Raw genomic sequence first — 13,471 nt, forward strand, 5'->3', positions numbered from 1 at the left:
GGGCTCACGCGTTGGCGGGGCGGTCGACCATCAGCCGTTCGACCGGTTTGCCCTCGATCAGATGGCTCTGGATGATCTCGTCGATGTCTTCCTTGTCGACGAAGGTGTACCAGACGGCCTCGGGGTAGACCACCATGACCGGACCGAGTTCGCAGCGGTCCAGGCAGCCGGCCTTGTTGATGCGCACGCGGCCTTCACCATTGATGCCGAGTTCCTTGCAACGCTTCTTGGCGTATTCCTGCATGGCCTTGGCGCCAAAGTCGGCGCAGCAGCGCGAGCCATCCTCGCGTTCGTTCAGGCAGAAGAAAACGTGGTGCTGGTAGTGGCTGCTCATGGGCGGACGGAGAGGACTGGGAGGGCTGCGTGGCGGCGCGCGCGGCATGAGGCGAATGGCCTTCCCGGCGTGGCGCGCACAGGTGGATTTGCGTAACGAGCCGGCATTATACGGCCCCGATGCGCCCCTTTCCTCGCGAGGGAGGTGCGATGCGACCGGCGATGCTGCGTCGCAGCATGTTTTCCGGATGTCTGGACACCCGCCGTGCGCGGATTCCGGGATTGACGACGGCCGGGGCGGGTGCCATCGTAGTCACACCAAGCTGGTACAAGGGCTGGCGGGCAGCCAGTCCTCGAAATCGACGTTGGCATAGCCCTTGCAATAAAGAGCGACCTGCTGCGGGAGGCGCCGGGAACATCGGCGTATCGAGGCAGGAGAGAGACCACACCAGGGCGGGTCGGACCGGGCGAGCAGTTGAGCGCACGGCCGGTCTGTGACACTCGAGGAAGACATGAAAAAACCGTTCTATAAAATCCTGTACGTACAGGTGCTGGCGGCCATCGTCATTGGCGTTCTGCTGGGCCATTACTCGCCCGAACTCGCCGTGAAGATGAAGCCGCTGGGCGATGGCTTCATCCAACTGATCAAGATGGTGATCGGGCCGATCATCTTCTGTACCGTCGTCTCCGGCATTGCCGGCATGCGCGACATGAAGAAGGTGGGCCGCGTGGGCGGCAAGGCGCTGATCTACTTTGAGGTGGTCTCGACCTTCGCCCTGGTGATCGGCCTGGCTGCTGGCCACATCTTCAACCCGGGCGCCGGCTTCAACGTTGATGTGAACACCATCGACGCCAAGGCCGTGGCTCAGTACGCCGCCAAGGCGCATTCGGCCAGCACGGTCGACTTCCTCCTCAACATCATCCCGAGCACGGTGGTCGATGCGTTTGCCAAGGGCGACATTCTGCAGATCCTGCTGATCGCGCTGCTGTTTGGCGGTGCCCTCTCGGCGATCGGTGACCGTGCACAGGTGGTGACGGACTTCATCGACCAGATCTCGCATGTGTTCTTCCGCATCGTGCACGTCATCACGCGCGTGGCCCCGATCGGTGCCTTTGGCGCCATGGCATTCACCATCGGCAAGTACGGCGTGATCTCGCTGGTGCCGCTGCTCAAGCTGGTCGGCACGTTCTACCTGACGGCCGTCATCTTCGTGGTGGTGGTGCTGGGCATCATTGCGCGGCTCGTCGGCTTCAACATCTTCCGCTTTGTTTCGTACATCAAGGAAGAACTGCTGATCGTGCTGGGTACCAGCTCGTCGGAATCGGCGCTGCCGCACCTGATGGAAAAGATGGAGAAGCTGGGCTGCTCGAAGTCGGTGGTGGGCCTGGTGGTTCCGACCGGTTATTCGTTCAACCTGGACGGCACCAACATCTACATGACGATGGCGGTGATCTTCATTTCGCAGGCGCTGAACATCGAGCTGACCTGGACGCAGCAACTGACCATCCTGGCCGTTGCCATGCTGACGTCGAAGGGCGCATCGGGCATTACCGGTGCGGGCTTCATCACGCTGGCTGCAACGCTGGCCGTGGTGCCGGATATTCCGGTGGCGGGCATGGTGCTGATTCTCGGTATCGACCGCTTCATGAGCGAATGCCGTGCCCTGACCAACATCACCGGCAACGGCGTGGCCTGCGTGGTGATCTCGGCGTGGGAACGTGAACTGGATCGCGCCAAGCTGGCTCGCGTGCTGTCGGGCGACCGCAGCGACGAGGGCGTGCCGGCCACCCCGGCAGTTTGATCGCTCGGTTCTGGCTGACGCCTGCGGGCGCCGGCGCCTGAAAGCGCAAAGCGTATGATTGCGGGGCCTGTCCTTCCAGACGGCCCCGCTTCTTTTTTGGGATGCACCTCGTGAAGCACCTCGGCGACATGCCGACTGCGGGCACGACGTTGGAAGGCACGGCAACACTCTCCGCCGCCGACCTCCAGCCGATGTCCGATCCCGATTTCTCCTTGACCAGCGCCTCCGGCTCGCGACGCGGCTTCTGGTGGCTCGTGGCGCTGGGGCTCGTGATGGTGATGGCCGTGGTGTGCGCGACCACCTTTGTGGTGGCCTGGAACCGGGGACTCACGCAGGCCCAGCAGGCCGCCGGTGGCCGGGTCGATCGCTATGCCGCCAACCTCAAGAGCACGCTAGACCGCTACGAATACCTGCCGGCGCTGGTGGCGCTGCATCCGTTCATCCACGATCTGCTCGCCAATCCGACGCCTGCCAACGTCGACCGGGCGAACCGCTATCTGCGGGAAGTCAACGATCGCGCGCACGCCACTGCCACCTATGTGATCGCCCCCAGCGGCAAGGCGCTGGCCGCATCCAACTACAACCAGCCTGACAGCTTCGTCGGCGCCGAATATCTGTTCCGGCCGTATTTCCAGCAGGCGGCAGAAGGCCACGTCGGGCGCTTTTACGGCATTGGCATCACGCGTGAGGAGCCGGGCTATTACATCTCGCAGCCCGTCATGCAGGATGGCCGCGTGATCGGCGTGACGGTGGTCAAGCTCAACCTCGAATGGTTCGGCCGCGCCAGCCACGACGCGTCGGAGCCCGTGATGGTGGCCGACGAGAACGGTGTGATTTTCCTGTCGTCCGTGCCCGCGTGGCAGTACCGCACGGTGGAGCCTCTTACGTCGAAACTGCAGGCGCAGCTGGAGGCGACGCGCCAGTATTACCGCAAGCAGATCACGCCGCTGCCGTTGCAGCCCGAGGCGCCGGCCTTCCTGCGATTGACCGGAAGGTTGCCGGAAGGCGCAGAGCTGATCCGCGTGGGCGAGCGCACGAACGCCACGCGCTATCTGCAGGTTTCGCGTGACCTAGTCGAGCCCGACTGGACGCTGATGTATCTCACGCCGGTGGAGCCCGTGATGGGCGCCGCGCGCAGCGCGACCGTGGCGGCGGCGTTCGCCTTCGCGTTTGCGTGCCTGCTGCTGTTCTATTGGCGCCAGCGCCGACTGCGCATGATGGAGATGCTGCGTAGCCGGCGCCTGCTCGAAGCGGCATACGACCAGCTCGAACGCCGCGTGGAAGACCGCACCGCCGACCTGATGGCCACCAACGAACAACTGCAGCACGAGATCGTCGACCGCACGCGCGCCGAGGCCGAACTGCGCGCCACGCAGGACGAACTCGTGCAGGCCAGCAAGCTTGCCGCGCTGGGCCAGATGGCCGCCGGCATCACGCACGAACTCAACCAGCCGCTGGCCGCGCTGCGCACGTTCTCCGACAACACGCGCATCCTGCTTGAACGCGGCCAGCACGGCGCGGCCACCGACAACCTGCAGGCGATTGCCGACCTGACCGAACGCATGGGCAAGATCACCGCGCAGCTCAAGCTGTTCGCGGGCCGCTCGCGGCGCAAGGTGGTGGATGTGCAGGTGCGGGTAGCGCTCGATCACACGCTCGCGCTGCTGCGTCCGCGCCTGGGCGACGTGCTGGTCGAACTGCACTGGCGCATCCCCGAGACGGAGGCGGTCGTTCGCGCCGATGAACTGAAGCTGGAGCAAGTGCTGATCAATCTGGTTGGCAATGCGCTGGATGCGATCAACGCCAATGAACCGGCACGCGCCGGCCGCATCGACATCACCATCGGCCCCGCAGAGGGCGCGCAGGCGCAACCGAATCAGCTGTCCATTGCCGTGCGCGACAACGGCCCCGGCATTCCGCCCGACGCCATGCCGCACCTGTTCGAGCCGTTCTTCACCACCAAGGAGATCGGCCAGGGGCTCGGCCTTGGGCTTGCCATCTCCACCAGCATCGCGCGGGACTTCGGCGGCTCGCTGTCGGCCGTGAACATGCCGGGCGGCGGCGCGCAATTTACGCTGACGCTGGTACGCGCCGACGTGACCTCCGCGGCGTCCACCTGATCCGTTTTTCACATAGACACGAACCATGTCCGAAGGCTTGACCGTTCTTTTCATCGAAGACGACCCGCCCGTTCGCCAGGCCACCGCGCAGAGCCTGGAGCTGGCCGGCTTCAACGTGCAGGCGTTCGGCAGCGCCGAAGAAGCCGTCGGCAAGATCGACGCGAACTTCCCTGGCGTGGTGGTGAGCGACCTGCGCCTGCCGGGCGCGAGCGGCCTGGATGTTCTCGCCCACTGCCAGTCGTTTGGCACGGGGATTCCCGTGGTGCTCGTCACCGGCCATGGCGACATCACGATGGCCGTGCAGGCGATGCGGGAAGGCGCGTTGATTTCATCGAGAAGCCGTTTCCTGCCGAGCGCCTGACCGAGACCGTGCGCCGCGCCGTCGAGCGCCGCGCGCTGGAGCTGGAGAACCGCGCACTGCGCCGCGAACTGGCGGGCCCGGCGGCTGGCACGCGCATCATCGGGCGCTCGCCTGCGATGGGTGCGGTTCGCGCGCTGATCGAAAACGTCGCCACCACCGATGCGCCGGTGCTCATCAACGGCGAGACCGGCACGGGCAAGGAACTGGTCGCACGCAGTCTGCACATGCTGTCGCCGCGTCATGACAAGCCGTTCATCGCGCTGAACTGCGGCGCCGTGCCCGAACAGATTTTCGAGAGCGAGATGTTCGGTCACGAAGCCGGTGCCTTCACCGGCGCGGGCAAGCGGCGCATCGGCAAGCTCGAGCACGCTTCGGGCGGCACGCTGTTCCTCGACGAGATCGAAAGCATGCCGATCGCGCTGCAGGTCAAGCTGCTCCGTGTGCTGCAGGAGGGTACGCTGGAGCGGCTGGGCTCGAATGCCTCAGTGCGCATCGACGTGCGCATTGTTGCGGCCGCCAAGGGCGATATGGAAGCGCTGATCGAGGCGGGCGGTTTCCGGCGCGACTTGTATTACCGGCTAAATGTGGTTGTTATCGATTTGCCGCCGCTGCGCGAACGCCGCGAAGACATCATCCCGCTGTTCGAACACTTCCTGCTCGAGGCCGCTGTGCGCTATCAGCGCCCGCTGCCGATGCTCGCGGAGCGTCAGCGCCACGAGCTGATGCAATCGAACTGGCCCGGCAATGTGCGTGAACTGCGCAACGCTGCCGACCGTCTGGTGCTTGGCGTGGGCCGCACGCCTGTCGTGCCGGATGCGTCGGAAGACGGCATGCCGCTCAAGGAGCGGGTGGAGCGCTACGAACGCACGGTGATAGCCGAAACGCTGGCGCGCACCGGCGGCTCGGTGCATCAGGCGGCCGACATTCTGCAGGTCGGCCGCGCGACGCTGTATGACAAGATCAAGCGGTACGGCCTTTGATTTGACACGCCCGCACATGACACGCCCGGCCAAGACCGGGCGTTTTCTTTTCCCGCTCAGCCGAGAATCGGATGCGCATCCGCCACCGGATATCCGCGGTCATCCGTCGGAATCCGTTGCGTCTGAAACGCGATCAGCAGCGCCTGGAACTTGCCGTCGATTTCCACGATGACAGCACCGTCCTGCCGTATACCGTTTTCGCGCGAATGGTCCTTCACACCCGGCGTATGCACCACCGGATTGCCCTGGTTCATGTGCGTTTCGTGCAGCCCGTTGTGCTGCGGCTCGAACAGGAAGCCGAAGCCGTAGACCGTCACGTCGGTGCGCGGGGGCCAGCCTTTGCGGTCGTCGTCGCCGGAGCTGCCGTGGTAGACGTAGTCGATCGGCGTGGCGGTTCGGTCGAGGTTGAGCATGTCGTCAACGAGCGCGTTGATGTCGTTGTGTTCCGTTTCGGTATCCAGCGCGATCGGCCGCATGTTGGGGAAGTCGACCAGCCCGGCGTCGCGCACGTAATCCAGGCGCGGGAAGCCGCTTTCGTGCAGGCCGGGGGCCAGCGCGGCGAGGTCGGCGGTGATCGGCAGCTGCAGATCTGTCGTCCACTGATACAGCACGTGATAACCCGCGGCGCCGGCGCCCGGCATGCTCGAGTCGGACTTCACGTTGGCGAGCACCACGAATTCCGAACCGTCCGGCGCTTCCACCACGATCGCGTAATGCGGATTGCCGTTGTAGCCCTCCAGATACGGCACGCCGAATTTCAGCTTGCCCTTGAACATGCAGTAGTGATTGGCCATGCGCACTCCATCGAACCAAGCATTGACGGACCGCCATTGCAACAGGCCCGCATGAACCTAGTGTGGAAGCTGTGTCGCCCGAAAACAAAAACGCCCGGCATCGACCGGGCGTTGTTGTCTGGATTGTGGACGGCGTGCTCAGGCCTGCTTGCCCAGCGTTTGCTTGAGCAGCGCGTCGAACGACGACCATTCCGGTTCACCCACGTAGCGCTTGAGGATGCGGCCGTCGCGATCGACCAGGAACGTGGTCGGCGTGAGCTGTACATCGCCGAAGGCCTTGGCGGCCGAGCCATCGGCATCCATCGCGACCTTGAAGGGCAGCTGCCGCGTCTGGCTGAAGTTCATCACGTACATCGGCGCGTCGTAGCTCATCGCCACGGCCACGTATTCCAGGCCCTCGCCCTTGTACTTGTTGAACGTCTGGACCATGTTGGGCATTTCCTTGATGCACGTTGCGCAGCTCGTGGCCCAGAAGTTGACGAGATAGACCTTGCCCTTCAGGTCCTGCGTCGAAAGCTTTTGTCCATCCAGCAGCGTGAAGGTCGCCGCCGGGACCTGCTGCGACGGCGAAAACGCACGCCAGCCGAACCAGCCGGCCACGGCCAGCATCAGCACGATCACGGGAAGCAGCCAGCGGCGCCCGCCTGAGGTGGCGCCAGATGCCGCGGCTGCGGAGGAAGTCAGGGTCGAGGCCATGTCGGCAACGGGATCCGGAAAGAAATCAGACGCCTATTGTAGGCCCGCCGTGCCACCGTCGCATGTGCGTTGCGTCAATCCGTCCGCAGTGCGATTCAGGGGTCACTTTCCGTTGCCGAGGGCGGCTTCGTACAGGATCAAATCCGCAGCCGAGAAGCAGCAAAAGGTGATCGTCTCCAGAGGGCTGCCATGCTCGCGGGCGGCACGTACTGCAATCGGCGCGGCCAACTGCGGCGGGAAGCCATACACGCCGGTGCTGATGCACGGAAACGCGATGCTGCGTACGCCGTGCTCGCGTGCCAGCTCCAGGCTGTTGCGGTAGCACGCGGCCAGCAGCGCCGCCTCGTCCTGCCGGCCGCCGCGCCAGATCGGTCCGACGGTATGGATGATGTAGCGGCAGGGCAGACGAAAGCCGGGCGTGAGTTTGGCTTCACCGGTCCGGCAGCCATGGAGTGCGCGGCAGGCTTCCAATAGTTCCGGTCCGGCCGCGCGGTGGATGGCGCCATCCACGCCGCCACCGCCGAGCAGCGAGCTGTTCGCCGCGTTGACGATGGCATCGCAGTCGAGCGTGGTGATGTCGGCGCGCAGGGCACGCAGGGTGGCGGACGGGGCGGGCATGGCGGTCCTTCACGGGGAGGGCGGGCATCTCTGTCCGATAATAGGCGGCTCGGAAACGGACCGAAAACTAACGGGAGGCGGCGTGGCAGTGAACGTTATGGCAGGCTGGCGGAGGGCGGGTGGCGCGTTGGCCTGTGCGCTGCTGATGGCCTGTTCGCCAAAGTACGACTGGCGCACGGTCCATTCCAACGAAGGCGCCTATGCCGTGGATTACCCCGCCAAGCCCACCGCAGAGGCGCGTCCCGTCGTCATCAACGGCCAGCGCATGCCGATGACGATGCAGGCGGCCAGCGTCGACGGCACGCTCTTCGCCATCGGTGTGGTGGAGCTGCCGGCGGACGATCCGGTCTGGCGCCAACGCGCCGTGGAGGCGCTGCGCAGTGGTCTGTCCGCCAACTTGAAGGGCCGCGTGACCGAGCGCGACATCGCCGTGCAGACAGCCGCGCAGCCGCCGTTGTCATTGCCCGCCGTCGAACTGATCGCGCAGGGTGCTGGCGGAGACGATCCCGCGCCGCGCCGGCTGACCGCCCGCGTGGTCGCCACGGGAAAGCGTGCCTACCAGGCCGTCGTCCTGGAATCGGGCGATGCCGCACGCGATGCACGCCAGCAGGAGCAGGTCGACCAGTTCCTGGCCAGCTTTCATCCGTACTAGTCCCTACGCAGTCTCGAGCGAACTTGCCGAAGGCGGTGCACAATCGTCGCCTTGCGCTTTACCGCAAGATCATTCACGACATCACGGGGAACCATCATGACGTTGCAAGTCTGGCTGGCCTTTTTTCTGGCCGCCTGGGTGATCGCCATCTCGCCTGGGTCCGGCGCCATCCTCTGCATGAGCCACGGCCTGACGCATGGCGTGCGCCGCACGTCGGTCACGATTGCGGGGCTGGAACTGGGCATTGTTGTGATCCTTTTCATTGCGGGCGCGGGGCTGGGCGCACTGCTGATCGCATCGGAGCATGCCTTTACAGCCATCAAGATCATCGGCGCGCTGTACCTGATCTACCTGGGCATCGTGCAATGGCGCACGCCCATCCAGATCGCCAAGCCGGCTGAGGGCGAGCCCGTGAAGGTTTCAGGCAGTGGGGCGCGCCGCCGGTTCCTGGTCGGGTTGCTGACCAACCTGACGAACCCGAAGGGCATCCTGTTCATGGTGGCGGTGCTGCCGCAGTTCATCGATCCGGCCAAGCCGCTGCTGTGGCAACTCGGCATCCTGGCGGCGACGATGGTGTTTGTCGACCTGATCGTCATGCACGGTTATGCGCTGCTGGCCTCGCGGGCGCAGCGTCTGTTCCGCAATCCGCGGGCGCTGCGTTGGCAGAGCCGGTTTTTTGGCGGCATGCTAATGAGCATTGGCGCGGCGCTGTTCTTTGTGAAGCGGCAGACTGCTTGAGCTTCATCGCGACGGGTAATCGTTAATCCGCCTTCACCCCGCGCCGGTACTGAATGGCTTCGCCCACGTGGGCCGCATCGATCTGCTCGTCGCCTGCCAAGTCGGCAATCGTGCGAGCCAGCTTGAGCACGCGCGCATAGGCGCGGGCGGACCATGAAAAGCGCGTCATCGCATGGCGCAGCAAGCCATCGGCCGCATCGGTGCGGCTGCAATGCAGATCGATTTCATGGCCGCCCAGCAAGGCGTTGCGTTTGCCTTGTCGTGCGAGTTGTCGCGCGCGCGCGGCAGCGACACGCTGCGCCACGTTGAGCGTCGGTTCACCTGGCGGCCCGTCGAGCAGTTCTTCCTGCGAGGGCGTCGGCACCTCGATCTGCACGTCGATGCGATCGAGTAGCGGTCCGGAGATGCGCGCCTGGTAACGCTCAACCTGGTCCGGCGTGCAGCGGCACGCCCGCAGCGGATGGCCGCGATAGCCGCACGGGCACGGGTTCATTGCGGCAATCAGCTGGAAGCTGGCCGGAAAGTCGGTCTGATGCGCCGCACGCGAGATGGTGATGTGGCCGGTTTCCAGCGGCTCGCGCAGGACTTCGAGCACGCGGCGCTCGAACTCTGGAAGTTCATCGAGGAAAAGCACGCCCTGATGCGCCAGCGAGATTTCGCCCGGCCTTGGCGTATTGCCGCCGCCCACCATCGCCACAGCCGACGCCGTGTGGTGCGGTGAACGGAACGGCCGGACCTTCCAGCGCCGTGCATCGAAGCCGCGCGTGGTCAGGCTCATCACGGCGGCGGCGGAGAGCGCTTCGTCGTCGCTCATGTCCGGCAGCAAGCCCGGAAACCGCTGCGCAAGCATCGACTTGCCAGTGCCAGGCGGCCCGATCATCAGCATGGAATGACCGCCTGCGGCCGCGACTTCCAGCGCCCGCCGTGCTTGCGGCTGTCCGCGCACGTCAGCCAAGTCGGGATAGCGGATGTCCGCGTCAACCGGCGCGGGCAGCGCTGGCGCGAGCTTGCGGTCCGGTGCGCTCAGGTGGTCGCACACCTCGATGAGCGTGCGTGCCGGGAGGACTTTTGTGCCGCTCACGAGGGCTGCTTCGGCGGCGTTCTCAGCGGGCAGCACGAAGGCGCGGGCGAGCGGTGCATCGCCATCGGCAGGGGCGGGGTGGCGCGACAGCGCATACGCCATCGCAAGCGCACCGCGAATCGGCCGCAGATCGCCGGACAGTGACAACTCGCCCGCAAACTCGTGCGCGTCCAGATGCGTGTGCGGAATCTGCCGGCTGGCAGCGAGGATGCCCAGCGCGATAGCCAGGTCGAACCGGCCAGATTCTTTCGGAAGATCGGCCGGGGCGAGGTTGACGGTGATGCGCCGCGCCGGAAACTCGAAGCGGCTGTTTTGGATCGCCGCCCGTACGCGATCCTTGCTCTCCTTCACCTCGGTGTCGGGCAGGCCGACGATGGTGAACGATGGCAGGCCGTTCGCCAGATGGACCTCCACCGAGACGGCCGGCGCATCGATGCCCGACAGCGCCCGCGAACGCAGCACGGCAAGGCTCATTGCGCCGCCCTCCCGGAAAACTCACTGGCGAGGCGGAGGGCGTGGCATCGGTGCATGGCGTGACGGAACGTGACGGTTGCGGAACCCTCCACTGTGCCAGCCGAATTACGGCGCCATGTTCACCGGCATCCAAATTTGACGATCGCGTCGGCATGAGGCGCCGGCATAAAAAAACCGGAGCACTGGGCTCCGGCTTCGTTGTCAGCAGATCCACTCAGGGGAAGGCCGGCATGGCCGCATCTTCGCCACTGAAGTGGCCTTCGGGATGCGTCTTCTGCAGCAGCGCGCGTACCTCTTTCACGCGCGAGCGCGGCACATCGACCATCAGCAGGATCTGCCCGTCCTCCACTGCCTGCTTGAACGGTTTCAGGCGGCTGTTGGGCACCGAACTGCCGATCATGCTCGAGGCCCAGGCGCCAAACAGCGCGCCAACCACGGTGGTAATGCCCACCATGCCCCACTGCGGCCCTTCGCCGATGATCGGGAACATGGCCGCCACGACGCCCGCCAGCACGCCCGCTCCGCCGCCGATCACCAACCCATTCTGGGTGGCGTGGACGATGTCGGAAGTCTGGAGGATGTTGGCTTCGTGCAGGCCGGTGAGATCGACGCCGGGCCTCGAGACGAAGTGGATGTGGCGCTCGGTAATGCGCGCCAGCAGGAGATCGTTCATCACGCGCCGGGCGCTGGCGACGTCCGGCATCAGGAAGTAGAGGCGATGCTGCATGATCTTCTCCTCAAGCGCGGTGCGCGCGCGTCTTAAGGACGTTCTAGATCAGTTCGCCAGCCGCAACAAGGCGGCGCACCGATCTTTTCGCTGTGCGCCGCAGCAGGGGTGCGGCCGCCGGCACAGCGGCCATGCAGATGCGGACCCGGCGCAACACCGGGCACCGGATTTACTGATCTGCTGGAGCGGTAGACTTGAGCTGCGCTTCCAGCGTCGCCACGCGCGTTTCCAGTTCTTCCAGGCGCGCACGCGTACGCGCCAGGACCTGCGATTGCACGTCGAATTCCTCGCGCGTGACGAGATCGAGCTTCGAGAAGCCCTGGGTCATCATCGCGCGGACGTTCTTCTCGATATCGGCTGCCGGCGAGTTGCGCAGCGCTTCGCTCACGCGGTTTTGGAAGTCGGAAAAGAGGTCGGTCGGTTTCATGTCGTTTGCTCCGTGGGTCGTGCTGCCTGCGCCAAGCCGGTGCATGCACCGCAACTGTGCGCTGGAATTGCTGTGTCGTGGTGCGAAGGCCTGCGCCAAGCGCGTGGTTTCGGTGCTGCCGGCCGCGATGGTACCGGCTGAGCGCGCTAAACGGCACACCTTGCTCTAAATCTCGCTGCGATGCGGCATCGGAGGCGCCGTACAAACGGGGACAGAACCCGTCGCCGCAGTTCCCGTGCCGCGCATCGCGGGCCGCTGCATAGGGCTGAAATCACTCTATCACATGGTTTTTATCGCGCCATGACGGTGTCGGACACCTCAGCGGGAACCGGCCTGTGGCAACCCTTCGCGGGCAGCAGGTGTGGTCAGGCGCGACCCGTCCCCAATTTCTCCCCGGTTTGCGCGATGGCGTAGCGGCACGCTGGAACCGAAGGGGCTCTCCAATCCGACGACATGGACATGGCATGACAGTTGCAGAACTGGTGCGATTTTTTTTCCATTGCCGTTTGCGACTTTCTAAAGGGGGAGAGCCGTTATGAAGAAGTTTGCGTACGCAGCCAGCCTTGTACTGCTGACCGGTGCCGTTGCCGGTGTGAGCCAATCCGCCATCGCCCAGTCCGCACCCGCGGCTGATGCACCGGCTGCCGCACCCGCACCCGCGCCCGCCGCGCTCACAGCCAACGTCACGCTGGCCAGCCAATACCGCTACCGCGGCATCATGCAGACGAACAACAAGCCGGCCATCCAAGGCGGCTTTGACTACGCCATTCCGGGCGGCGTGCTGCCCGAGGGCTTCTATGTCGGCAACTGGAACTCTTCGATCAGCTGGCTGAGCGATTCGAACTCGAACGTCTCCGCGCCGATCGAGATGGACTTTTACGCCGGCTACAAGACCGAGATCATCAAGGACGTGCCGATCGACGTCGGCGTGCTCCAGTACTACTATCCGGGCAGCTATCCCGACGGCTTCACGCGTCCGCACACGACCGAAGGCTATGCGCAGATCGGCTATGGCCCGGTCACGTTCAAATATTCGCACGCGTTTTCGAACCTGTTCGGCACGCCCGATTCGCATCACAGCCAGTACTTCGACCTGTCGGGCAACTTCGACACCGGCTTCTGGGGCCTGACTCTGAACCTGCATGCCGGCTACCAGCAAGTGCCGCACCAGGCCGTGCGCGCTTCATATGCCGACTGGAAGGTCGGCGTGACGAAAGACTTCGGCAACGGCTGGGCGGCGTCGCTGGCCTACATCGATACGAACGCTTCGCGCGCGTTCTACACGAACACGCGCGGCAACTACATGGGCAAGGCCACGGCCCTGCTGTCGATCACCAAGACTTTCCAATAACGATGCGCGGCGGCGCTCCGGTGCCGCGACCGAGGAGGAACCAGCATGAAACTCATCATGGCCATCATCAAGCCGTTCAAGCTCGACGAGGTCCGCGAGGCATTGTCCGAAGTGGGTGTCTCGGGCATTACCGTCACGGAGGTCAAAGGCTTCGGGCGCCAGAAGGGCCATACCGAGCTTTACCGCGGCGCGGAGTACATCGTCGACTTCCTGCCTAAAGTAAAGATCGAAGTGGCTGTGCCTGACGACGTAGTCGAGCGCGCCGTCGAGGCGATCGAAAAATCCGCGCGCACCGGCAAGATCGGCGACGGCAAGATCTTCGCGGCGACGTCGAACAAGTCATTCGCATCCGCACCGGTGAGACCGGCGGCGACGCC

12 protein-coding genes and 2 pseudogenes are annotated in these 13,471 nt (G+C 64.8%); 7 read left to right on the top strand and 7 right to left on the bottom strand.

Features of this window, described 5'->3' with window-relative positions:
- Positions 1 to 4: 4 nt before the first annotated feature.
- Entirely contained in the window at positions 5 to 334 is a 330-nt protein-coding gene (locus FUT88_RS04580) for a (2Fe-2S) ferredoxin domain-containing protein (protein WP_027678378.1), read from the bottom strand.
- 451 nt (positions 335 to 785) lie between these two features.
- Between FUT88_RS04580 and FUT88_RS04585 the strand changes: the two genes are divergently transcribed.
- The 3 genes and pseudogenes from FUT88_RS04585 to FUT88_RS04595 all read left to right on the top strand — a co-directional run bounded on the left by FUT88_RS04585 (position 786) and on the right by FUT88_RS04595 (position 5,536).
- Positions 786 to 2,075, top strand: a complete 1,290-nt coding sequence (locus FUT88_RS04585) for a dicarboxylate/amino acid:cation symporter (RefSeq protein ID WP_147214011.1) — start codon at positions 786 to 788, stop codon at positions 2,073 to 2,075.
- A gap of 101 nt (positions 2,076 to 2,176) precedes the next feature.
- On the top strand, positions 2,177 to 4,195 hold the full coding sequence (locus FUT88_RS04590) for a sensor histidine kinase (RefSeq protein ID WP_147214012.1): 2,019 nt from the start codon (positions 2,177 to 2,179) through the stop codon (positions 4,193 to 4,195).
- Between the two features lie 25 nt (positions 4,196 to 4,220).
- Positions 4,221 to 5,536, top strand: a pseudogene (locus tag FUT88_RS04595) (sigma-54-dependent transcriptional regulator).
- A 56-nt stretch (positions 5,537 to 5,592) separates the two neighbouring features.
- On the opposite strand, the gene FUT88_RS04600 reads toward FUT88_RS04595, so the two are convergent.
- The 3 genes from FUT88_RS04600 to FUT88_RS04610 form a co-directional block, all read right to left on the bottom strand.
- Entirely contained in the window at positions 5,593 to 6,330 is a 738-nt protein-coding gene (locus tag FUT88_RS04600; protein WP_147214013.1) for a DUF2278 family protein, read from the bottom strand.
- Positions 6,331 to 6,468: 138 nt separating this feature from the next.
- Positions 6,469 to 7,026 (bottom strand): TlpA disulfide reductase family protein, encoded by a 558-nt coding sequence (locus tag FUT88_RS04605; protein WP_147214014.1) that lies wholly within the window; start codon positions 7,024 to 7,026, stop codon positions 6,469 to 6,471.
- A 102-nt stretch (positions 7,027 to 7,128) separates the two neighbouring features.
- Entirely contained in the window at positions 7,129 to 7,644 is a 516-nt protein-coding gene (locus FUT88_RS04610; protein WP_147214015.1) for an O-acetyl-ADP-ribose deacetylase, read from the bottom strand.
- Between the two features lie 97 nt (positions 7,645 to 7,741).
- Here FUT88_RS04610 and FUT88_RS04615 point away from each other — a divergent pair, with 97 nt between their 5' ends.
- Together FUT88_RS04615 and FUT88_RS04620 are read left to right on the top strand one after the other, a co-directional pair.
- The gene (locus FUT88_RS04615; protein WP_186829237.1) at positions 7,742 to 8,296 is read left to right on the top strand and encodes a hypothetical protein; all 555 of its coding nucleotides are present in this window, start codon (positions 7,742 to 7,744) and stop codon (positions 8,294 to 8,296) included.
- Between the two features lie 96 nt (positions 8,297 to 8,392).
- The gene (locus FUT88_RS04620) at positions 8,393 to 9,034 is read left to right on the top strand and encodes a LysE family transporter (RefSeq protein ID WP_147214017.1); all 642 of its coding nucleotides are present in this window, start codon (positions 8,393 to 8,395) and stop codon (positions 9,032 to 9,034) included.
- Positions 9,035 to 9,056: 22 nt separating this feature from the next.
- Here the strand turns inward: FUT88_RS04620 and FUT88_RS04625 are convergent, their stop codons facing one another.
- From FUT88_RS04625 to FUT88_RS04635, 3 genes are all read right to left on the bottom strand, one after another.
- Positions 9,057 to 10,589 carry a YifB family Mg chelatase-like AAA ATPase gene (locus FUT88_RS04625; RefSeq protein WP_147214018.1) on the bottom strand — a complete coding sequence of 511 codons (1,533 nt, stop codon included), beginning with the start codon at positions 10,587 to 10,589 and terminating at the stop codon, positions 9,057 to 9,059.
- 214 nt (positions 10,590 to 10,803) lie between these two features.
- A complete protein-coding gene (locus FUT88_RS04630) occupies positions 10,804 to 11,316 on the bottom strand; it encodes a DUF1269 domain-containing protein (RefSeq protein ID WP_147214019.1) in 513 nt (170 codons plus the stop codon).
- 169 nt (positions 11,317 to 11,485) lie between these two features.
- Positions 11,486 to 11,743, bottom strand: a complete 258-nt coding sequence (locus FUT88_RS04635) for an accessory factor UbiK family protein (protein ID WP_147214020.1) — start codon at positions 11,741 to 11,743, stop codon at positions 11,486 to 11,488.
- 535 nt (positions 11,744 to 12,278) lie between these two features.
- Here FUT88_RS04635 and FUT88_RS04640 point away from each other — a divergent pair.
- Together FUT88_RS04640 and FUT88_RS04645 are read left to right on the top strand one after the other, a co-directional pair.
- Positions 12,279 to 13,094, top strand: coding sequence for a TorF family putative porin (locus FUT88_RS04640; protein WP_147214021.1), 816 nt, complete (start codon positions 12,279 to 12,281; stop codon positions 13,092 to 13,094).
- Between the two features lie 45 nt (positions 13,095 to 13,139).
- Positions 13,140 to 13,471 (top strand): annotated as a pseudogene (locus FUT88_RS04645) (P-II family nitrogen regulator); the annotation flags it as partial.

The organism is Ralstonia sp. TCR112 (genome assembly GCF_007997035.1).
GTDB lineage: Bacteria > Pseudomonadota > Gammaproteobacteria > Burkholderiales > Burkholderiaceae > Ralstonia > Ralstonia edaphi.